Source organism: Aneurinibacillus tyrosinisolvens (genome assembly GCF_001015055.1).
Classification (GTDB): Bacteria; Bacillota; Bacilli; order Aneurinibacillales; family Aneurinibacillaceae; genus Aneurinibacillus_A; species Aneurinibacillus_A tyrosinisolvens.
This window is the reverse complement of sequence record NZ_BBWZ01000004.1, coordinates 1-22,388: the sequence shown is the minus strand read 5'-3', so window position 1 is coordinate 22,388 and position 22,388 is coordinate 1. Positions and strand designations below refer to the sequence as shown.

At 49.0% G+C, this 22,388-nt stretch carries 20 protein-coding genes, 1 other RNA gene and 1 pseudogene; 3 read left to right on the top strand and 19 right to left on the bottom strand.

The window, feature by feature from the left end; translation table 11 throughout:
• Positions 1-18: 18 nt before the first annotated feature.
• From MBEAL2_RS04995 to MBEAL2_RS31630, 10 genes are all read right to left on the bottom strand, one after another.
• Positions 19-1,158: a cysteine desulfurase family protein gene (locus tag MBEAL2_RS04995; protein WP_047151246.1), complete on the bottom strand. Its 1,140-nt coding sequence runs from the start codon at positions 1,156-1,158 to the stop codon at positions 19-21.
• A gap of 21 nt (positions 1,159-1,179) precedes the next feature.
• Entirely contained in the window at positions 1,180-1,599 is a 420-nt protein-coding gene (gene cymR, locus MBEAL2_RS04990) for a cysteine metabolism transcriptional regulator CymR (RefSeq protein ID WP_047151245.1), read from the bottom strand.
• A gap of 26 nt (positions 1,600-1,625) precedes the next feature.
• A complete protein-coding gene (locus MBEAL2_RS04985) occupies positions 1,626-2,957 on the bottom strand; it encodes a replication-associated recombination protein A (RefSeq protein WP_047151244.1) in 1,332 nt (443 codons plus the stop codon).
• 89 nt (positions 2,958-3,046) lie between these two features.
• Positions 3,047-3,814, bottom strand: a complete 768-nt coding sequence (locus tag MBEAL2_RS04980) for a tRNA threonylcarbamoyladenosine dehydratase (protein WP_047151243.1) — start codon at positions 3,812-3,814, stop codon at positions 3,047-3,049.
• 141 nt (positions 3,815-3,955) lie between these two features.
• Positions 3,956-4,138, bottom strand: a non-coding RNA gene (gene ssrS, locus MBEAL2_RS30020) — 6S RNA.
• Between the two features lie 91 nt (positions 4,139-4,229).
• A complete protein-coding gene (aspS, locus tag MBEAL2_RS04975; protein WP_047151242.1) occupies positions 4,230-6,014 on the bottom strand; it encodes an aspartate--tRNA ligase in 1,785 nt (594 codons plus the stop codon).
• An 8-nt stretch (positions 6,015-6,022) separates the two neighbouring features.
• Entirely contained in the window at positions 6,023-7,303 is a 1,281-nt protein-coding gene (hisS, locus tag MBEAL2_RS04970) for a histidine--tRNA ligase (protein ID WP_047151241.1), read from the bottom strand.
• 149 nt (positions 7,304-7,452) lie between these two features.
• Positions 7,453-7,647, bottom strand: coding sequence for a hypothetical protein (locus MBEAL2_RS30990; RefSeq protein ID WP_152667704.1), 195 nt, complete (start codon positions 7,645-7,647; stop codon positions 7,453-7,455).
• Positions 7,648-7,658: 11 nt separating this feature from the next.
• Positions 7,659-9,170, bottom strand: a complete 1,512-nt coding sequence (locus MBEAL2_RS04965; RefSeq protein ID WP_047151240.1) for a coproporphyrinogen III oxidase — start codon at positions 9,168-9,170, stop codon at positions 7,659-7,661.
• A gap of 72 nt (positions 9,171-9,242) precedes the next feature.
• The gene (locus MBEAL2_RS31630; RefSeq protein WP_161798171.1) at positions 9,243-9,416 is read right to left on the bottom strand and encodes a hypothetical protein; all 174 of its coding nucleotides are present in this window, start codon (positions 9,414-9,416) and stop codon (positions 9,243-9,245) included.
• A 239-nt stretch (positions 9,417-9,655) separates the two neighbouring features.
• On the opposite strand from MBEAL2_RS31630, the gene MBEAL2_RS04960 reads away from it, so the two are divergent.
• Entirely contained in the window at positions 9,656-10,210 is a 555-nt protein-coding gene (locus MBEAL2_RS04960) for a class I SAM-dependent methyltransferase (protein ID WP_047151239.1), read from the top strand.
• Positions 10,211-10,297: 87 nt separating this feature from the next.
• On the opposite strand, the gene dtd is transcribed toward MBEAL2_RS04960, so the two are convergent.
• From dtd to MBEAL2_RS04930, 7 genes and pseudogenes are all read right to left on the bottom strand, one after another.
• Positions 10,298-10,738: a D-aminoacyl-tRNA deacylase gene (gene dtd / locus MBEAL2_RS04955; RefSeq protein ID WP_047151238.1), complete on the bottom strand. Its 441-nt coding sequence runs from the start codon at positions 10,736-10,738 to the stop codon at positions 10,298-10,300.
• 20 nt (positions 10,739-10,758) lie between these two features.
• Positions 10,759-12,947, bottom strand: a pseudogene (locus tag MBEAL2_RS04950) (RelA/SpoT family protein).
• Between the two features lie 171 nt (positions 12,948-13,118).
• Positions 13,119-13,634, bottom strand: coding sequence for an adenine phosphoribosyltransferase (locus tag MBEAL2_RS04945; protein ID WP_047151237.1), 516 nt, complete (start codon positions 13,632-13,634; stop codon positions 13,119-13,121).
• Positions 13,624-15,960 (bottom strand): single-stranded-DNA-specific exonuclease RecJ, encoded by a 2,337-nt coding sequence (gene recJ / locus MBEAL2_RS04940; protein ID WP_047151236.1) that lies wholly within the window; start codon positions 15,958-15,960, stop codon positions 13,624-13,626. Before recJ ends, MBEAL2_RS04945 begins: the two co-directional genes overlap by 11 nt.
• Positions 15,961-16,095: 135 nt before the next feature.
• The gene (gene secF / locus MBEAL2_RS28905; protein WP_052947482.1) at positions 16,096-17,007 is read right to left on the bottom strand and encodes a protein translocase subunit SecF; all 912 of its coding nucleotides are present in this window, start codon (positions 17,005-17,007) and stop codon (positions 16,096-16,098) included.
• Positions 16,997-18,235, bottom strand: a complete 1,239-nt coding sequence (secD, locus tag MBEAL2_RS28900) for a protein translocase subunit SecD (protein ID WP_052947481.1) — start codon at positions 18,233-18,235, stop codon at positions 16,997-16,999. The genes secF and secD overlap by 11 nt, the downstream gene beginning before the upstream one ends.
• A 101-nt stretch (positions 18,236-18,336) precedes the next feature.
• Entirely contained in the window at positions 18,337-18,573 is a 237-nt protein-coding gene (locus MBEAL2_RS04930; RefSeq protein ID WP_047151235.1) for a post-transcriptional regulator, read from the bottom strand.
• 103 nt (positions 18,574-18,676) lie between these two features.
• Between MBEAL2_RS04930 and spoVB the strand changes: the two genes are divergently transcribed.
• The gene (spoVB, locus tag MBEAL2_RS04925) at positions 18,677-20,254 is read left to right on the top strand and encodes a stage V sporulation protein B (RefSeq protein ID WP_047151234.1); all 1,578 of its coding nucleotides are present in this window, start codon (positions 18,677-18,679) and stop codon (positions 20,252-20,254) included.
• Positions 20,255-20,376: 122 nt separating this feature from the next.
• Here the strand turns inward: spoVB and MBEAL2_RS04920 are convergent, their stop codons facing one another.
• Positions 20,377-21,621: a cation:proton antiporter gene (locus MBEAL2_RS04920; RefSeq protein ID WP_047151416.1), complete on the bottom strand. Its 1,245-nt coding sequence runs from the start codon at positions 21,619-21,621 to the stop codon at positions 20,377-20,379.
• 87 nt (positions 21,622-21,708) lie between these two features.
• Here MBEAL2_RS04920 and MBEAL2_RS04915 point away from each other — a divergent pair, with 87 nt between their 5' ends.
• On the top strand, positions 21,709-22,086 hold the full coding sequence (locus tag MBEAL2_RS04915) for a TIGR04086 family membrane protein (protein ID WP_047151233.1): 378 nt from the start codon (positions 21,709-21,711) through the stop codon (positions 22,084-22,086).
• A gap of 75 nt (positions 22,087-22,161) precedes the next feature.
• Here the strand turns inward: MBEAL2_RS04915 and yajC are convergent.
• On the bottom strand, positions 22,162-22,388 hold a 227-nt coding region (gene yajC, locus MBEAL2_RS04910; RefSeq protein WP_047151232.1), incomplete at its 5' end, for a preprotein translocase subunit YajC.

Below are 22,388 nucleotides of genomic sequence, written 5' to 3'. Positions count from 1 at the left end.
TCGTACAAACTCCTCCATTTACTTGTTGCCGCCCTGGACAATTCCCCCGATTTTTCTTGCTGCAGCGCGGATTTGTTCCGGAGAATTTCCGTAGCCGAAGCTAAAACGAATCGCCGATTCCACAATAGCCTCAGGCAGATTCATCGCTTGCAGCACATGGGAAATTTCCAGCGACCCGGCCGTGCAGGCAGAACCGCTCGCTGCTGCAATCCCGGCGATATCAAGATTCATCAGCATCGTCTCTGTTTTGATCGAAGGAAAACTCACATTCAAAATGTGTGGCAAATAATGCTCAGGATGACCATTAAGGGTGTACTCGACGCCCATTTCCTGCCAGATTTCAAGCATAAGCGCACGATACTTCAAATAATCCGCGCGGTGTTCTTCCCGCTGTGCCATCACAATTTCAACCGCTTTAGCAAATCCGGAAATGCCGGCCACGTTCTCTGTTCCGGCACGCCGCTTTTTCTCCTGGTTTCCCCCGTGCAGGTAAGGAGCAATCTTTATGTTGCGGGCGATATAGAGGGCACCGATTCCTTTCGGTGCGTTAATTTTATGAGCGGATAAGGATAGCAAATCAACCGGAAGCTGTTTCACATCCAGTGCCTCGACGCCATAAGCCTGCACTGCATCCGTATGAAAATACACACCATTTTCCCGGGCGATCCGCCCGATTTCTTCAATCGGCTGCAGCGTACCTACTTCATTGTTGCCGTACATGATGCTGATCAAGACCGTGTCAGGCCGAATCGCCGCGCGAATTGCTTCTACTGAAACGGTGCCCGTATGGTCGACAGGGACATACGTCACCTCATAGCCCTGTCTTTCAAGATACTCGCACGTATCCAGCACGGCATGGTGCTCGATTGTACTCGTAATAAGGTGTTTTCCTTTTTCGGCGTGCGCTGCCATGATGCCTATGAGCGCCATGTTATCCGCTTCCGTTCCCCCGCTCGTAAACACGATTTCCGCAGGCGATGCATGAAGGGAGGCAGCAATGGTTGAGCGCGCCTGGTCAACTACATAGCGGGTACGCTGTCCAAAACGATGCAAACTCGATGGATTTCCGTGCATCTCTTTATAAAACGGGAGCATCGCATCCAACACTGCGGGATGCACTGGTGTCGTTGCCGCGTGATCTAAATAAATTTCTTCCATCTGGCTATCCCCCTCGGGATGTTAAATATAGAACATATAAGACCCACCATCGCCTTTGTCCTGATAGTTCACCAGGTCTTCCAGCGTTGTTGAATCGAGTACTTCGCTAATACTGTCCCGGATGCGTATCCACAGATCGCGCTTTGCCGGGTCTTCTTCCTCATCGAACTCTACCGGACTTATCGGTCCCTCCAGTACACGAATTACGTCTCCTGCTGTAATTTTCTCCGGAGATTTTGAAAGTATGTATCCACCATACGCACCGCGGATGCTTTTTACAAGACCGCCGTTGCGCAAAGGTGCGACAAGCTGCTCAAGGTAGTGCTCCGACAGGTCGTGCTTCTGCGCAATCGACTTTAAAGACGTCTGTCCTTCGCCGTAGCGCCGTGCCAGCTCCATCATAATTGTGAGTCCGTAACGTCCTTTGGTTGATATCTTCAAACAAATCCCCCTATTCTTATATGTGCTCATTTCTCCTTGCGAATGGTTCGTAAATAATCCTTCATATGGCGTTCATACCCGATTTCTTTCGGCCGATAAAACCTTTCCTTTATCCCTTCCGGCAAGTATTCCTGCTCCACATAAGAATGGGGATAATCGTGCGGATAAAGATATCCTTTCCCGTGCCCGAGCTTCTCAGCGCCCTTATACGATTGGTCTCGTAAATGCAGCGGAACCGGTCCGTGTCCACGCTGGCGAACATGCTGAAGCGCCTGGTTGATGCCTTTATAAGCCGCGTTGCTTTTCGGTGCGGAGGCCAGATAGGTCACAGCCTGGGCAAGCGGAATGCGCCCCTCCGGCATCCCGACTAATTCGAGCGCCTGAAAAGCAGAAATCGCAACCTGCAGCCCCCTCGGGTCGCCGTTGCCAACGTCTTCCGATGCTGCAATAACGAGCCTGCGTGCGATAAAACGAGGGTCCTCTCCCGCGTCAATCATGCGCGCCAGCCAATATAATGCCGCATCCGGATCAGATCCCCGAATCGATTTGATAAAGGCGGAAATTGTATCATAGTGGTTGTCTCCCGATTTATCGTAACGGACGGCCCTTCGCTGGATTGAATCCACTGCGGCTTCAAGTGTAACATGCAGCGAACCGTCCTTTTCCCTCGGTGTCGTCGCTGTAGCCAGTTCAAGTGCATTCAACAGACGGCGGCTGTCCCCTTCCGCATAGTGTATAAGGTGTTCCCTGGCCTCATTATCCATTCGGATTTGCAGCTCTCCATATCCACGTTCTTTATCTTGAAGCGCTTTATCCATTACCTCGCCAAGTGCATCCGGCGCAAGTGAATGAAGCTGGAACAGCTGGGAACGCGATAAAAGGGCCGGGTTTACTTCGAAAAAAGGGTTTTCAGTTGTCGCCCCAATAAGCCGGATCGTGCCGTCTTCAACATACGGCAGAAGGGCATCCTGCTGGGCTTTATTAAAACGATGGATTTCATCTACAAACAGGGTTGTTCCCTGCTCGTACATATCGCTCCGCTGTTTCGCTTCTTCGACTACACGGCGAATATCAGCAATTCCCGCTGTAACCGCGTTAATGTCTGTAAAATGCGTCCTCGTCGTACGGGCAATGATACGTGCAAGTGTGGTTTTTCCCGTACCGGGCGGACCATGAAAAATAAGGGATGTAATCCGGTCCGCTTCAATCGCCCGGCGGAGCAGCTTTCCTTCACCTAGAATATGCTCTTGTCCAACGAATTCATCCAGCGTGCGCGGGCGCATTCGATCGGCCAGCGGCTGATTTTTACTCTTCCCGCTGCTGCGCTCTTCTTCATGCGCATAAGAAAATAAGTCCACATTCGTTCCCCTCGCTTTCGCATGTGGGATCCATACTAAATCCTACTAATTATAGGAAAAAACAAGACATAAGTAAAGGAAGACGGGAATTAATCATCCCGCCTTACTTCGATTCCTGCCTTATCCAGAAGATCCCGCACAACAACGCTTGCCATAATGAGTCCGGCAACGGAAGGAACAAACGCTGTGCTTGCAGGCGGTCTCGTTGCCTTGCGGATTGGAGAATTCGGATCCTGCACAACCTGCTCTACGACTTCTTCCCGGGAAATGATGGGGGACTCTGTTGAGTACACAACTTTTATCCCCTTCTTAATGCCCTGCTTGCGGAGCTCACGGCGCAATACTTTTGCAATCGGATCGTACGAGGTATCGAACAAATCAGCTACTTCAAACCGGGTCGGATCCATCTTGTTCGCCGCGCCCATGCTGCTGATAAGCGGGATGTTTCGCCTGCGGCATTCCAGAATGAGGTGAAGCTTGGCTGACAGCGTGTCCATTGCATCCGCAACATAGTCTAGATGGTGAGCAAAAAGCTGCTCATACGTTTCTTCATTGTAGAACATTTTCAGCGTAACAACCTCACACTCAGGGTTAATTGTGGCGATGCGCCGCTTCATGATTTCGACCTTCTCCTGGCCGATCGTTTCAAGGGTAGCCGGGAGCTGGCGGTTGACATTCGTTATGTCCACGTTGTCCTTATCAATCAAGATGAGCTTCCCGATTCCGGTCCGGGCCAGCGCCTCTACCGTAAATGAACCAACCCCGCCTACGCCGAGGACAGCGGCGGTACTATTCTTAAACATCTCAATTCCCTCGCGGCCGACCGCAAGTTCTGTGCGTGAAAATTGATGGAGCATAACGTTCTCCTTTATAAGTCATTTTGAGGAATACTATATCACAATTCTTTACCCAACAACAAAGCAGGTCGCACAAAAAACCCGCAGATTTTGCTTCTGCGGGTGTGTTTATACGAGGAAAAACAAACAATGGAAGGATATAAGAACCCCGGGTTTGCCGTGCTCCCCATGTTTTGAACCTGCTAACGCAGGTGGGAGCTTCTGCCCGTTGCTTTACAGGTCCGCTCGGTCGGCGGCTTCTGTTCGGTAAACGAGACTCCGATCTCCCGAAGTAAAAGTGTTGGTACAAAACGAAAGGTTTATTCACGTACAACACAGGGTTCTATCATTCCGTGCTTTTATTTTACCAAAACCATGAAAGCGATTTCAAGGGGCAAATAGACCCAAATTTTTCTACTTCAAAAATCGCGGCTTCTTACTTTTCTGTTTTCTGCGGCAGGGCTACACGAATCGAGAGTTCTTCCAGCTGCTTCTCGTCTACCGGACCCGGGGCATCTGTCATTAAGTCCCTCGCACTCGCTGTTTTCGGGAAGGCAATGACATCACGCAGGCTGCTGCGGTTCGCCAGAATCATGATGATTCGGTCAAGCCCGAAAGCAATTCCGCCGTGCGGTGGTGCCCCGTATTCAAACGCATCAAGCAGGAAGCCGAATTTCTCCTGTGCTTCTTCCTTGCTGAAGCCAAGTGCCTTAAACATCTTCTCCTGCACGTCACGCTTGTAAATCCGCATGCTGCCTCCGCCGATTTCAAACCCATTTAACACCATATCATACGCCTGCGCACGGATTTGTGCCGGGTCTGTGTCAAATAGATGCACATCCTCTGGATGAGGGCGGGTGAACGGATGGTGAAGAGCTACATAGCGTTTTGCATCCTCATCCCACTCGACAAGCGGGAAGTCCACAACCCAGGCAAACGCATATTTACTTTCGTCAATAAAGCCGAGCTCTTTTCCGAATTTCAGGCGAAGGGCTCCAAGGGAATCGGCAACAACCTTTGGCTTGTCCGCCACAAACAGAAGCAGGTCGTTATTCTCAACTTCAAGGCGGTCCTTAATCGTTGCAATTTCTTCTTCGCTAAAGAATTTCGCAATAGGCCCCTTGATTTCGCCATCTTTAAACGCCATCCAGGCAAGCCCTTTGGCGCCGTATCTGCCGGCGAATTTCATTAAATCATCCACATCTTTACGTGAATAGTGGGCGCTTCCTTTTACATTGATTCCCTTTACCTGTCCGCCTCGTTTAATGGTGCTGCTGAACACCTGAAACCCGCAGTTCTCTGCAATATCCGAAATATCCTTCAATTCCATGCCGAAGCGAAGATCCGGTTTATCCGAACCATAACGGCCTATCGCTTCCGCATAGGTCAAGCGCTGGAATGGTGTTTCAATTTCAACGTTTAACGTTTCTTTCATTACCCTGGCCATCATCTCTTCCATCATGGAGAGAAGGTCTTCCATGCTCAGGAAGGACGTTTCAATATCAACCTGGGTGAACTCAGGCTGGCGGTCTGCGCGAAGATCCTCATCGCGGAAGCAGCGCACAATCTGGAAATACCGCTCATATCCGGCTACCATAAGAAGCTGCTTGAATTGCTGCGGTGACTGTGGAAGCGCATAGAACTCACCTGGATTTACACGGCTTGGCACGAGGTAATCACGCGCGCCTTCCGGTGAGCTTTTCGTCAGCATCGGCGTTTCAATTTCCAGGAATTCGTGGCTGTCCAGATAATCGCGGAAGATTTTTGCCACTTTGTGGCGCATCTGCAGCGTTCTGAACATATCCGGGCGGCGCAGGTCAAGATAACGGTATTTCAGGCGGATTTGCTCATCCACGTCGACGTCCTCCTCAATGAAGAACGGAGGTGTTTTCGCCTGGTTAATAATTTCAATTTCATCGACCTGGACTTCCACTTCTCCGGTAAGCATATTCGGGTTCACGGTTTCCGGATCGCGCTCTACGACTTTCCCTTTCACGCTAATGACATACTCTGTGCGCACTTTATCACCAATCGCGTGCGCTTCGGCATTAAATTCAGGGTTGAATACGACCTGAACGACACCGCTTCTGTCCCGCAGGTCTACAAAGATAACCCCCCCAAGGTCGCGGCGTTTCTGTACCCACCCGTTTAATGTAACCTCACTGCCGACATCAAATTTGCGAAGCGTCCCGCAAAATACAGTTCGTTGCTGGAATTCCATCTCTCTTCCTACCTTTCGATTTTATCTGTTTTGATCATAATTTTAACCGCTTCCGGCATGCCCGCGAGCTCAACTTCCTGCTGCTCGCCGGTTTCCATGTTCTTCAGCACGCCAATCCCGCGGGCCAGCTCATCCTCACCGAGGATGACAACCGACCTGGCATGGAGGCGATCCGCGGATTTCAACTGCGCTTTCATCTTGCGGCCAAGAAAGTCTTTATCCGCGGACAATCCGCTTTGTCTGATTTTATCCAGCAGTGAGAAGGCCGCTTCATCCGCTGCTTCACCCATGCTGACAACAAAGCAGTCGAGCGCCTGATTCACAGGCAGTTCTACTCCCTGTGTTTTCAGGGCAAGCAGGACGCGTTCAATGCTCGTTGCAAACCCGATGCCCGGCATGTCACTGCCGCCGATTTGCTCCACGAGCCCGTTATACCTTCCGCCGCCACAAATCGTGCTGACCGCTCCGATTCCTCTTTCCATAATTTCAAAAGCGGTATGCGTATAGTAATCGAGCCCGCGCACAAGGTGCGGATTGACTTCATAAGCGATTTTCAAATCATCCAAATGCTTTTTCACTTTTTCAAAATAAGCGGCAGATTCTTCATTCAGGTAATCAAGAATGACCGGCGCCGTCTTCATGAGTTCCTTATCTGCGTCCTTCTTACAGTCAAGAATACGCAGCGGGTTGCGGCTCAAGCGCGACTGGCAATCCTCACAGAAGTCGTGGATGTGCGGCGAGAAGTGAGCAATAAGCGCTTCTCTGTGTGCCTCCCGGCTTTCCGCATCGCCAAGGCTGTTTAATTCAACATGAAGCCTGGATAGGCCGAGCTCTTCATACAACCGCATGGCAAGCGCGATCACTTCCGCATCAATGGCCGGATCCTTGCTGCCGATCGCCTCGAGCCCGAACTGTGTAAACTGCCGCATCCGCCCGGCCTGCGGGCGTTCATAGCGGAACATCTGCCCGATATAGAACAGTTTTGTTGGCTGCTGCGGCAGGCCAAACATCTTGTTCTCCACATATGAACGGACGGTCGACGCCGTTCCTTCCGGGCGGAGAGTCAGGCTTCGTCCTCCCCGGTCCGTGAACGTATACATCTCCCGCTCTACAATATCCGTTGTCTCACCCACACCGCGGTGGAACAGTTCCGTATGCTCAAAAACAGGCGTCCTGATTTCCGCATAATTGTACCTGCGGCAAATGTCGCGTGCTTTCTCTTCTATATACTGCCAGAGTTCGATTTCACCCGGCAGAATGTCTGCTGTCCCTCTTGGGATTTGAATCATTCTATTTCCCTCCTTGTATTATGCCTTGTTTGTATGTATGAACGGTGGCGGATCTAAAAAATCTCCCGCCACTGACATATATAGTCAGGGACGAGAGATTGATTTAACAATTCCCGTGGTACCACCCTCATTGGATATAAGCATCCCACTCAAAATCCCGTAACGAGGGATAAACGCTGTGTGTTTTCCACCAGTCCTCCGGGTCGTCTTTCATCAACGGTTGCAGAGAATGCTTCCAGCCGCAGGCATCCTTCTCTGAACTGCAATCCCGTGTGATTACTCTTCCCTTCATCAGATCCGTATCGATTTGTCACAATTGTTTTATATGTTACTTTGTCGAGCATTATTTGTCAAGTTATCTTGTTTCAGTTTTTGAGGCAAACAACCGGTTAAGCGCTTCGATTTTGGCTTCCGTGTATTTTTCATACCCTTCGTTGTATGCTTTGGGCTCTTTTGGATTCGCGAAACGCGTAATTTCCCCGGTAACCGGGTGAACCCACTTGCTGGCCGCTCCGCAGCCAAGCCCGATAATCGACTGGACTTCTTCCATAATCATAATATTGTAAATGCTTTCCTGGCCTGGAATCGCATACCCGACATTCTCTAAATTGCCAAGAATGTTTTTCTGCCGGTACAAATAGTAAGGAATATAGCCCTTCTCCCTTGTCCAGTCAGCGGCGCGCTCCATCATTTGTGTAATTTCGTCCCGGCCTGCCACTTTATACTTTTCTCTGTTCTTCGTCATTTCAGACGCCCGTTTAAAAGACAGCGTATGAACGGTCAAAGACTCAGGCATTAATTTTTCTGTTTCCTGAAGCGTATGGTTAAATTCATCGATTCCCTCTCCAGGAAGGCCGATAATTAAATCCATATTAATGTTATTCATGCCAAATTCACGTGCAAGGTAGTATTTTTCTATCGTTTCACGAACCGTATGATGGCGGCCGATCGCTTTTAGCGTCTCTTCCCTATAAGACTGCGGGTTGATGCTAATCCGATCGATGTTCCATTTCTTTAACACGGTAAGCTTCTCTTCCGTGATGGTATCGGGCCGCCCCGCCTCAACTGTAACCTCACGGATATTCGGGACATCAGGAAACGATTCGTACATCTCTTCGTACAGCATATCCATCTCTTCAGCCGTAATGCTCGTCGGAGTCCCCCCGCCAAAGTAAACGGTCGTAATCCGAATGTTATTCTCCTTAAGCCATTGCCCGATGGCACGCATCTCGTAATGAAGGCCGCCAAGAAACGAATTCACCGACCCCTGCCTTCCATTGATCGCATATGCGGGGAATGTACAGTACGCGCACTTGGTCGGGCAAAAAGGAATCCCGATGTAGATGCTGACCTCATCACGCAAGCTGTATAGATCGGGAACAACGGTTAGCTGCCGTTCCACAATTTCCTGCATGAGCGTGATCTTTTCCTCACTGATCAGAACATCACTGCGAAGCTGCTGCCGGGCTGTTTCCGCATCCATTCCATTCTTCAGCTTCGCGTGAAGGAGCTTGGTCGGACGGATGCCGGTTAGGATGCCCCAGGGCTGTGTGAGCCCGGTGTACTGTTCCAGAACATGGAGCAGCGAATGGCTGACAGCCTGCCTGGCGTGCCTTTTCCATTCCTTCTCTTCTTTCTGGCCGTCCGTATCACGTGAATACGATGCCTGATAGGCGGCTCCACTTTGCTTATCGATAAGCCGGGCGGATGTTTGAATTACGTCCTCTCCCTCGATTTCCAGCTCAATGCGTACACTGGCTCCATCTTCTTCCGAGAACCGAACCTCAACCTCTTCAAAAAACAGGCGGACAATATTTTCAAGCGGGCGGTGAAACATTTCAGCCGCCCCGAGTATCGTTATGTGCATCAGTAAACTCCTTTTCTGCGCAATCATTTTAAAATTGTACCGGAGTGTACTTGAATGGTCAACGCTCTAATGTTAACGTCCCTGCTTTTGCTTAATGCTCTGGATTTCCGCTATGCCTGCCACCGCGTCTCCGGCCATTTCAATCGCTGAAAGAAGCGATTCCTTCTCCAGCGTTTCATGCATCGCAAACGGTAGCAGCTTACTGTTTAATTCTGTGGCCTGCTTATCCTTTTCACTCTGCCGCATCGCCCTATCCCCTCTTCGTTATGATTCACAGTTATCCTGCATTTACTTTTTATCTTTCCCTATACAAGCCATGTTTACGCGATTTATTTTAAAAATACATTAACTTTCCGCAAGAACATTTAAACTTTTTTGTAACTCTGGTAGGATAAATAACGTAAAGAAAAGATAACAATAAAGGGTATGAGAATATAAACTGCACGATATAAGAGAAAGCTATAGCAGTAGGAGGAGCAGCATAGATGGAGAAACTTCTTTTCTTATCAAAATTTCTACGTTCACCGAAAACCGTTGGCAGCGTCACGCCGAGTTCCCGCTTTCTTGCCAAAGCGATGGTAAAGCCTGTCGATTGGTCGTCCGCTAAAAACGTGGCCGAGCTTGGCGCAGGTACGGGAATCTTCACCCGGTATATTGACCAATTAAAGGGCCCCGACTGCAAAGTCGTGATTTTCGAGCAGGATCACAGTATGCGCCACAGGCTGCAAACCCGTCATCCAGGTTTATACTACCACCATGATGCGCTTAAAATTAGCGATGCAATGGAAACGTATGAGATCCCGCAATTTGACTATATTATATCCGGTCTCCCTTTTACGAATTTCCCCCAGGAATTGAGAAACGGGATCATGGATGAAGTGGAAAAAGCGTTAAAGCCGGGTGGATTGTTTATTGCTTTTCAATTCTCTTTACAAATGAGAAAACAGCTGGCGGAACGCTTTGAAGAAATCGACCTTGCGTTTGTGCCGATGAACTTCCTTCCCGCCTTCGTTTACCAATGCCGCAAAGCAGAGATTTGAGCAGGAGGAAAGGAAGGAAAGTTAAAAGCAAAAGCAGCCGATTCAAGGTTGGCTGCTTTTGTTTACATGCTGGAAGTTCAAATTGTGCTATTTATTTTCTACAATAAGTGTCACAGGGCCGTCATTTACAAGCGAGACCTGCATCATCGCGCCGAAGACACCCGTTTCTACAGACAGGCCCAGGCTTCCCAGTTTCTCGTTAAACAACCGGTAAAGCGGCTCCGCTTTCTCAGGCCGGGCCGCTTCCATGAAGCTCGGCCTGCGCCCTTTGCGTGTGTCTCCGTATAAGGTAAACTGTGATACCGAAAGAATGGAGCCGTCCGTATCCAGTACCGAACGATTCATTTTTCCGTTTTCATCCTCAAATATACGCAGATTTGCAATTTTCTCTGCGACATAGGCAATGTCCTGCTCCGTATCCTCATGGGTAATCTCCACAAGGAGCATTAGCCCCGCTTCAATCTGTCCTACGATTTGGCCGTCCACCGTAACAGACGCCTGCTTTGAACGCTGAACAACTACACGCATAGTAGTAAACCCTCTCGCCTCTAAGTGTTTAGTATACGACGCACTGAATAGACATCGCGGATTTTTTTAATCCGTTCAACAACCTTGTGGAGATGATCGATATTTCGAATCGAAATGGTCATATTGATTCTCGCCACACGGTTTTTATCCGATTTCCCGGAAACAGCGGAAATGTTTGTTTTGGTATCGGCTACCGTCGCAAGCACCTCATTGAGCAGCCCGCTCCGGTCATTCCCGGTTATTTCAATATCAACATTATATTCATGCTTTAAGTCCGCATCCCACTCCACATCAATCAGGCGGGCCTGATCTTCCGCGTCACACACCTGCAGGTTCGGGCAGCTTGTTCGGTGAACCGACACGCCGCGCCCCCTCGTAATAAATCCAACAATATCATCGCCGGGTACAGGGTTACAGCAGCGGGAGAACCGGATGAGCAAATTGTCGATCCCTTTCACGCTTACGCCATGATCCGGGCGTTTGCGCGGGGTATCCGATTTCATCTCCGTAACGTTCGGCCGCTGCTCTTCCCGTTCTTTGCGCAGCTTATCCGTTAAACGGGTTGCGATTTGCGCAGCGGTAATTCCGCCGTACCCGATCGCGGCGAACATATCTTCATCCCCCTGGAAGTTAAACTTATTCGCTACTTCCTGGAGATTTTCACCGGTCATAACCTCTTTCGGCTCGAAGTTATTCTTTTTCAGCTCGCTTTCCACGAGTTCGCGGCCTTTTGCCACGTTTTCTTCCCGCTTTTCCTTCTTAAACCACTGTTTGATTTTATTTCGGGCGTGGGAAGATTTCGCTACCTTCAGCCAGTCCCTGCTTGGCCCATAGCTATGCTTGGAAGTGAGTACTTCTACGATATCCCCGGTTTTTAACTGGTGGTCCAGCGGGACAATCTTCCCGTTCACCTTAGACCCGATCGTCCGGTTGCCTACTTCGGAGTGGATACGGTAAGCAAAATCAAGGGGAACCGATCCTTTCGGAAGTTCAACCACATCGCCTTTCGGGGTAAATACAAATACCAGATCGGCGAAAAGATCCATTTTAAGGGACTCCATAAATTCCTGGGCGTCTCTTGTATCCTGCTGCCACTCCAGAATTTCCCGGAACCAGGAAAGCTTTGTTTCAAAATTCTCTTCAACGCCAAGGTTTTTCCCTTCCTTATAGGCCCAGTGCGCGGCAATCCCGAACTCCGCAATCCGGTGCATCTCATCCGTACGGATTTGGACTTCAAGCGGTTCCCCATTCGGGCCGATAACGGTCGTGTGCAAAGATTGATACATGTTCCCTTCGGCATGGCGATATAATCTTTAAAACGGCCCGGCATCGGCTTCCAGAGCGTATGGACAATGCCGAGCACGGCATAGCAATCACGGATATCCTCCACAATAATGCGCACCGCAAGCAAATCATAAATCTCGTTAAACTCTTTATTTTGCTTGACCATCTTGCGGTAAATGCTGTAGATGTGCTTTGGACGGCCGGAGATTTCCGCTTCTATATTAATTTCCCGTGTTTTCTCAAGCAGGGTCTCAATTACGTGCTCAATATATTTCTCGCGTTCTGCCCGCTTTTTCTTCATGAGATTTACAATTCGATAATACTGCTGCGGATTGATATACCGCAGACCGGTATCCTCCATCTCCCACTTGATGGATGCGATTCCAAGACGGTGGGCAAGCGGGGCAAAAATCTCAAGCGTTTCATCGGAAATCTGCCGCTGCTTCTCTTCCGATAAATGCTTGAGCGTTCGCATGTTGTGCAGGCGGTCGGCAAGCTTGATCAGCATGACCCGTAAATCCTTCGCCATGGCAAGGAACATTTTCCTGTGGTTTTCCGCCTGCTGCTGCTCCTTGGACTTAAATTTAATCCGGCCTAATTTGGTAACCCCTTCAACAAGGCGGGCTACATCACTGCCGAATTTCTCCTCGATTTGTTCACTCGTTACCTCTGTATCCTCCACCACGTCGTGCAGAAAAGCGGCAGCGACAGTGACAGCATCCATCTGTAAATCGAGTAAAATTCCCGCTACAGCAATCGGATGAATAATATACGGCTGTCCCGATTTGCGAACTTGCCCTTCATGCGCCTGTCTGGCAAATTCATAGGCCTCTATAAGAAACTGAACGTCTTTATCTGACAAGTATGTTTTCGCTTTATCTATGACTTTATCGATAGCGGTTTCTATCGCCGTGTCGATACTCATTACGCTTATCTCCTTTACTGCTATCCGGGAATATTACTCTATATTATCTTTGAATCGGATAAGAAAGTAAAGAGCAGGGATGGCATCACCTGCCCTTTGTTCTAAGAAATATATGGATATGAAAACAATCCTCCCCATTGAAGGGAGGATTGGCTAATGAAGTGAGTGGCATTAGTATTGAATAAGTGTAAATACGTCGTATTCTTCACCGATTTTTTCCCGGCCGTTAAGGTACGTAAGTTCAATCAGGAAGGCAAGGCCGACGATTTCTCCGCCCAGCTGTTTCACAAGGTCCATCGTCGTTTTAATCGTTCCGCCTGTAGCCAGAAGATCGTCGGCAATGAGCACGCGCTGTCCCGGCTTAATCGCATCCTTATGCATGGCGAGCGCATCGCTTCCGTATTCCAGGCTATATTCCGCCTGAATCGTCTCATAAGGGAGTTTTCCTTTCTTGCGGACCGGGGCGAATCCGAGGCCAAGATCGACAGCCAGCGGGCACCCGATAACGAAGCCGCGCGCTTCCGGGCCGACTACGATATCCGCGTTTTTCTCCCTGGCAAACACAGCCATTTTTTCGATCACGGCTTTATAGGCGGGGCCGTCCTGCAGCAGTGTCGTAATATCTTTAAACCGGACTCCTTCCTGGGGGTAGTCAGGAATAACGCGAATCTTTTCTTTAAAATCCATTGGCTATCTTCTCCTTTGCCTCTAAACAATTTAATAAAAAAACACACAATGAAGGATACGAGGAATATAAAAGCTCGGTTTCAAGCTCCAGCGCTTCCTTTTGCTGCCTGTAAATGCTTGACTCCGTTAACTCTCTCTTCGTAATCCCCTGGGCCAGGTGATACGTTTCCCCGGTTTTTCCGAGGAAGCCGAGCTCGTGAAATACACATAAAATAAAAGAGACGGCGGATGGCGTCAGCCCCTTTGCTTTGGCCAGCCGCGGAATGTCCTTGTCCGCCAACGTTTTATGGCTGTGCATCACTTTGTAAACTTCGGTAAAATGGTCACGCTGCGGCAGGGACGGCAGTGAATCCGGCTCTTCACCGAACAAGCAGTAAACCCTCTCTAGAGCAGTATACTCCTCAAGCTGCTCCCTTATTTCCGCAAACGATCGCGGCAGGTCGTACAGCACAACGGTCCGGGCGTCCCGCCTGTCCTTCTCCGCAGGCCGTACCCCGTGCCATGCAGTGCGGTTCCGGTTAAAAACGGCCTGGTTTTGCGGGCGAAAAATAATAACATCTACCGGGTTTCCGCCATCCAGCTTTTCTAACTTCTCCACTTTATTCCGGACGCCACGCCAGTCAAAAATCTGCAGGCCCGGGACTTCGATATCCTTTAGAATCATCTGCGGTTTCCGGTGCTGGTTCCATTCGTTCACCGTAAGCTCCCCGACGATGTTCGCTTTTGCCTGAAGGGAGAGTTCATTTGTAAGAGCAGCCAGCTTAAAGCCGATGCCGTCAAGAACGGTATCCTGCTGGCGGAACTGACATTTCATATGGGCTTCGTCTTTCCCGATGATGCGCATATCAGCCAGCTCTACTTCTTGAATCAGAATGCGCGGGCTTGGATTGCCCATGCCAAACGGGGCCATCTTCTCCAACTGTTCAATCGTTTCCAGATTTGCATCCTGCAAACTGCACACAGCATCTACTTTTGTAATCGGGACGTAATCTTCCTCAGCAAGCCATCCACGGGCTGTTTCATTTAATCTGCGGCGCAATTCACCTACATTCTCAAGCGAAAGCGTCATCCCTGCTGCCATCGGGTGCCCCCCATAATGAGGAAGAATGTCGTCACATGTCGTAAGCGCTTCATACATGTTAAATCCGGCGATGCTTCTCGCGGACCCTTTTGCCTTATTATGTTCCTTATTTATACTAAGCACAATGGAAGGACGATAGAATTTTTCCACAAGACGGGAGGCAACAATTCCGATGACTCCTTCATTCCAGCCTTCCTTTGCGACAACAAGCACGCTTGTTTCTTCTTCCGGCATCGCAAGCACTAATTGCTCCGCCTCTGCTGCGATCGTCTCTACAAGCTCCTGGCGCTCTTTGTTCAATTCGTCGAGTTCCTGTGCATACTTCTCCGCTTCTGCATGGTCCTTCGTTATCAGCATCCTGACGGCCCGGTCAGCCGTTTCAAGCCGCCCCGTTGCATTAATCCGGGGCCCCATGCCAAATCCGACATGGTAAGCGGATGTCTTCCCGTCAATTCCGCATATTTTCTTTAACGCCTTCACACCGGGATTGGCCGTATGATCAATGGCCAGAAGCCCGAATTTAGAAATTAGCCGGTTCTCATCCACAAGCGGCACAAGGTCGGCAATCGTTCCGATGGCTGCGATATCGAGCAGCTGATGAGGAAACTCTCCGAGCAGCGCATGCGCGAACTTGAATGCGACACCGGCCCCCGCCAGCATATCAAAAGGATACGTACAGCCTGGCTTCTTTGGATTTATAACCGCGTAGGCGTCGGGTATAACACCCGGCGGTTCATGGTGATCGGTGATGATAATATCAAGGCCGAGCTCTTTTGCCGTCTCTACTTCTTTCACGGCGCTAATGCCGGTATCTACGGTAATGACGAGCGAGAAACCATTTTCAGCCGCTTTCACAAGCGCATCCTCATTCAAGCCGTATCCTTCAGTAAACCGGTTCGGTATATAATATTGAAAGGTTGCTCCGGCAAGACGCATCGTATGAACCATAATGCTCGTGCTCGTTACACCGTCCGCGTCGTAGTCTCCATATATGAGAATCGGTTCGCCCGTTTGGATAGCTTCCTTAACGCGGCGGATCGCTGTATCCATTCCGCCAAGCAGAAATGGATCGTAGAAATCTTCTATATCCCCGCCCAGGAATTTTCTTGCCGCCTCCGGTGTAACGATGCCCCGCCCGATTAACAGCTGGGCGAGAAGAGCCGAAATATGTAATTGCTCCTGTAATTGCTGTGCCTGTTTTTCGTCAACCTGTTCTACCTTCCAGCGGGTCTTCGGTTTTAACAAAGCAGCTCCCACCTCTCTTTAACACCTGTTCATTATACTAGAGAGAGGAAAAGTAGGGCAACCATTCTTTAAGAGTGAGAAAGAGCCGCGGGATTCCCCGCGGCTTTATTCCTGTTACTCTATAGTCTGGCCAAACTATGCTTCATTATTAACCGGCCTTGCTTTTTTGCTTTTAAAATCTCTCTCTCTCCACGATACCCAAATCTGGCTGGCAATGAAGATGGAGGAGTAGGCACCAAAGGTTAAACCGATAATAAGCGCCAGTGTAAAGTTACGAATCTCCTGCCCACCGAAAATATAGAGTGCCAGTGCACAAATAAGAACGGTAAGTACCGTGTTAATGGAACGGGCCAGCGTCTGGCTGATACTATGGTTTACGACATCCTCAATATCCTGTACCGTTTTTAATTTAGCATGCTTCAGGTTATCACGAATTCTATCGAAAATAATGATGTTATCGTGGATTGAATATCCAACAATCGTCAGAATCGCGGCAATGAAAGGAATGTCCACTTCAATACGGAGCAGGCTAAACACCGTAATAACAAGAAACACGTTATGCAGCAATGCAATAATCGAAGAAAAGGCAAACCGGAACTCAAAGCGAATCGTAATATAAAGCACAATCCCGATGGAAGCAATCAGTACCGAATAGACGGCTGACCGGGCCAGCTCCTGGCTGACCATTGGATTCACCGTACTTTCCTGAATGGATACGTCTTTTCCGTATTTATCCTGCAGCGTTTTTGTTAATTTGGTAATTTCATCCTTATGAATCGGCTCGCCAAATTGGATAACGGCAATATCCTTTTGAACGCCTGCCGTTAAAACAGTACCCGGGTTTAACCCTGCGTTTTTCACCACTTGCATTACTTCTGTCTCAGAGAACGTCTTTCCAAGCGTCGCCTGTATGCGCGTTCCACTCTTAAAATCGACGCCCAGGTTTAACCCAACTGCAAAGAGGGAAATAAGCCCTAGAAGGATTAAAACCGCGGAAACGATAAAATATTTCTTACGGTGTTTAACGAAATCGAATCTATAAGTCACGGATATCACGCTCCTTTACCCCGTAATAGAACGGTTTGTTAAACAGGTTGGAGCGTACGGCAAGGCTCAGCATGAGCCTGGACCCGGCCACCGCTGTTATCAAGCTGACAACAATACTAAGAATCAAGGTAACCGCAAAGCCCCGAATGGCACTGGAACCGAAGTACGCCAGTACAAGCGCACCGATAATACTTGTTACATTGGCATCAAGAATCGTGCTGAGCGAGCGCTTTGAACCGGCCCGCAGTGCGGAAAGATACGATTTTCCGCTGCGCAGTTCTTCTTTGATACGTTCATACATAATGATATTCGCATCCACGGCCATCCCAATCCCAAGAATAAACGCGGCAATCCCCGGAAGGGTAAGCGTTGCGCCCATCAGATTCTGGAACAGCATTAGTAAATAAACATAAGCAATAAGCGTAATGCATGCAACAACACCCGGCATGCGGTAGTACAAAATCATGAATACAAGGACAATTAACGTTCCGATAATCCCTGCTTCTACACCATTGTAAAGGGCTGCCTGTCCAAGCTTGGCTCCCACGCTTGTGGAGAAGATTTCTTTCATATTTACCGGGAGGGCACCGGCATTGAGAACCCCGGCTAACTCCTTCGCCTTCTCAATCGACTCCTGGCCGTCTATCTGCGCGCTTCCGTTCGGAATCACGCTATTAATTCTCGGCGCGGTAATCGGGTTTTCATCAAGAAAAATCCCTACGGGCTGTCCAATATATTTCTGCGTTACATCCGCAAACTTCTTCGCGTCTTTAAACTTCAACGTTACAATCGGGCGCTGCATTTCGTCAAATGTACCCTGCGCTCCGTTTTCAGCCAGGTCGCTTCCGTCCATCAGCACTTTCCCGTTTGTCATGTCACGGAACGTAAGCTTTGCAGGTTTCCCTACGATGTCGCGGGCTTTCTTCTGATCGGTTACACCGGCCAGCTGCACGCGGATGCGGTCGGTTCCCTCCACTTTAATATCCGGCTCCGACACGCCGAGCACGTTCACGCGGCTATTGATCGCGGTAACGGCGGCATTTAATGTATCCTTGGTTAATTTTTGATTCGGATTCAACGGCGATACTTCATACAATATTTCAAATCCCCCGCGCAAATCGAGGCCGAGGGTAGTATTCATCGCTACCTTCTTTCCTGTTAGGGCAACCGTGCTAAAAATAATGGCTGTAATAACAAGAAATGTAACAATGCGACTCCACTTAATCATCTCCCGTATTTCCTCCTTTATAAAACCAATACATTCTATTATAAGCACTCGGAATTTTCCATGTCAATTTATGTTTTAAAGGTAAAAAAGAGAATCTATGGCTAATCCGGTAAATTCCCTTTAAACGCCTGCATCGTCATCCAGTTCATAAATCTCCCCGGCTTTAAAGAAAGAATATCATTCACAACTTTATGGAGCGCAGGTATCTCCTTGTATTTCTCGGATACACAGCGCCAGATTTCTTCTTCTGCGATTTCTTCGTAGCCAAGCGCCGAAAGCTCCTGTGCCTTTAACCGGCACAAATATAAGATTTCCGCATCTAGCGCACTTTTCTGCATCGGATAAGCCCTCCCATTTGCTTGTACTTTATAGCATGTTTTTAAGGGGTACATGCATATGCTGTCAACAGAAGATGAAGTAATAAAGAGAGGATAGAGAGTGATGAGCAAACAAACGTTTATTAAAGGAACCCTTGTACTTGTAGTGGCAGGTCTTATTGTAAAAATCCTCGGTTTCATCAACCGCGTTATGCTGGCCCGCATTATCGGGGCAGAAGGCCTCGGGCTGTACCAGATGGCGGTGCCGACCTTTATTCTAGTCATCTCACTGGCTACATTCGGGCTCAACGTCTCGATTTCTAAAATGGTAGCAGAAGCGGATGCATCGGGCGATCGCGGAAAAATCCGTTTGATTTTACAAATTTCACTTGTCATCGTCTCTGTTCTTAGCTTTATTTTCACCACGTTAATGATTGTAGGCGCATCGCTCATTTCCACATACTTCTTAACCGATGCCCGCGCTTATTACCCGCTCATTGCGATTGCGCCGATTGTTCCGATCGTTGCCATATCGTCTGTCCTGCGTGGATATTTCCAGGGAAAGCAAAATATGATTCCACCCGCAAGCTCACAGGTGATCGAGCAGATCGTACGCATGTTTACCGTTATCCTTCTCGCGATGTGGCTCATGCCAAAAGGAGTGGAGTTTGCCGCCGCCGGTGCAATGGCCGGCGTCGTCATCGGCGAGGCGTTCGGTATGCTCAGCCTGTTTCTCCAATTCAAGCGGCAGCGCTTGCCGCAGCTGCTGCAGAAAAGAAGCCTATCCGGGATTATGAAAAAGAACCGGGAAGTGTTCCAGCAATTGCTCGATATCTCCCTTCCGGTAACGGGGAGCCGGATCATCGGTTCATTAACGTTCTTCGTCGAACCGATTATCGTCGCACAAAGCCTTATGCTGGCTGGCATTTCATCGAGCGCCGCTACCAGCTTTTACGGACAGCTGGCAGGGATGGCAATCCCCCTGCTCGTGTTCCCAACGTTTATTACGTACTCGCTTTCGGTTTCTCTCGTTCCTGCCGTCGCGGAAGCGGCCGCCCAGAAGAACGACCGGCTCGTATACCGGCGAATCTACCAGTCCTTGCGGCTTGCCCTTGTTTTCGGCGCTCCCTGCTCGGCGCTTCTTTATGTGTTTGCCGAGCCTCTGTCCCTTATGCTGTACCATGATGATAAAGTCGGCCATTTCCTCAAGATTCTGGCCCCTTACTCTATCTTTCTTTACTTTCAGGCCCCCCTGCAGGCTGCCCTCCAGGGACTGAATCACGCAAACATCGCGATGCGCAACACGATTATCGGCGCCCTATTAAAAACCGCCGCTATCTTTCTTCTTGCCTCACGCCCGGAGCTTAATGTCGATGGAGTCGTACTGTCCGTCAATATTAGCATTCTATCCGTAGCCTTGCTTCACTTCTTTAGCGTCAGCAAAGTAACCGGCTTTACGATTCAAATACAGGACTTTATTAAGGTAACCGGCAGTGTCAGCCTGTCCAGCTACCTAGCCCTGCATATGGCGCAGTACTGGTCGAACATGCTGCCTCTCTCGCAGGCCATGATCATCGCCTCCTTGCTTTCCCTGTTCATCTACGGGCTGCTCTTAATCTGGCTTAAAATTCTTGGCAGGCAGGATGTGCAGCGTATCCCCTGGATCGGTACTACACTTGCCCATTTCTTCCCAAAGAGATAAGGCGTTACAACCAGCGTTTTCTTTTAAAATAAAGCAGCATCATAATGGAATAAAGAAAAAAGGCGGCAAAAATTTGTCCGCCTTTTCATCATACGAGAAAACAAAGTGTGTTTCAAATAAAATTATTGTAAATGCTCCCCCGCTATTTTCTCTTCGACTCCTAACTTTTTGGCAACATATGCTGTCGTGCTGGCCTGCAGCAAAATGGTAATCAAGATAGTCAGAAACGTAACCGACGCAATGACATCCGCATGCGGCACTCCCATCCCGACTACCATCCCCGATAGTGCGGCAGGAATAACTCCTGTTTCCCGCACCCAGCACATGAACAGCATCTCTTTCCATGTCCAGCGGGATTTGCGGTCCGGAAGCGCACAAAAAAAGACAGTAAGCGGACGGGCTATAAACATAAGGACAAACACGACAATGACTCCTCCCCCGGCATATTGCATAACCGAAGAAAAATTGACCTGGCTCCCCAGAAGAATAAAAATGAGCATCCGCATAATCGTCGTAATGTTCTCTGAAAAGTGAAACATTTCCTCGTGCTTGTCCGTCATATGCAGCCCGAAGGAAGAGGAATTTCCCCACATAAGCCCCGCGACAAACGTTGCCATAAAGCCGCTGACATGCAATTGGTCCCCGATTAGATAAGACAGGAGCGCCGATACAATCATCGCAATCGTTGTGTAATCACGTAAAAACCCGAGGGCAGCATGGGCAACAACATACGTTGTAACATACCCGACGATGATGCCGATTAAAATCCCGCCAAGAGAAACCTTTAAGAAGTCAACCACACTCCCACCGACCGACACATCCGCCGTTCCCATCGCGATCGCCAGGATAGAGAACGTTAAGATGGAGCCTGTTGCATCATTGAAGGCAGACTCGCTTTCCACGGTTTCCCGCAATTTCGCGTTAATTCTCACCTGCTTAAACACAGGAATAAGAGTTGCCGGATCCGTTGAGGCAATAATGGCCGCCAGCAAAAACGCGTAGACAAGCGGCAGCCCGAGAAAGAAATGCGCGGCATAGCCTACAACCGCAGCCGATATGAGCACGCCAGGCACGCTGAGCAACGTAATCGTCGGCCATACCTCGCGCAGTGTGGATAAGCGGATATTACGCCCTCCATCAAACAGAATGAGCGTTGCACCAAGCACAAGGATGAATTGGTTCGTAAACGAACGGCTCGACTCGGAAAGAAGGTGGAGGATAGGGCCGAGGACAATACCGAACAGCAAAAACAAAGCAACATCGGGGAGATTCAGCTTGCCCGCTATTTTGCCGGCGATCATGCCAACGGAAAAGACGAGGATTAAAATATATAAGGCATGGTTAATTAACTCTGTTATATTTTCCATTTTTAACTCAACTCCAATCTTTGATGTAAGCATAAGAATAAACCGTTTTTTCTTATCATAGATTGTACAAAAAGCGAGGTGGTGTCCATGTTTAAAATCGAGCAAATCAAGTTTCCCATATTTGCAGGTACGCTCTACAGCCTGATTATTGTTTTCATCGGCTCCCTCATTGCATCTCTTCTTCTGGCGTTCACAGGGGTAACGGAAGCTTCACTTCCGAAGCTCGTCTATATTGTGAATGCTCTCGCCCTTTTTATCGGCGGATTTGTTTCCGGCCGGCGCGGGCAGGAAAAAGGCTGGTACTACGGGGGAATGACTGGCATTATGTATTACGTATTTCTCCTTCTCCTCGGATTTCTCGGATTTAACAGCCAGCTCGGCATGCACAATGTGTATTACCTCCTTCTTTCCTTCGTCATTTCCGCGCTCGGAGGAATTATCGGGGTGAACACAACGCGGAAGTAGCAAGAAGAACAAAAAACGGAGGAACAAAAGCTAGCCCTTTTGCGCCTCCGCCTTTTTGTGTATGCGGGAATTTCGTTATTCGACTTTTTCCCCGACAACGGAGTTAATTGACCCTTTCTCAAACGTTAATTTTTGGCCTCCGGCATTGATGACCACCGTGTTCGCTTCCTCATTAATCAAATCAACGGTGCCGTGCAGTCCACCGGCTGTGATTATCCGATCTCCTTTTTTAATCGCGGAGAGCATCGCATTTCTTTGCTTTTGTCGCTTCTGATTTGGGCGAAGCAGCAGGAAGTAGAAAA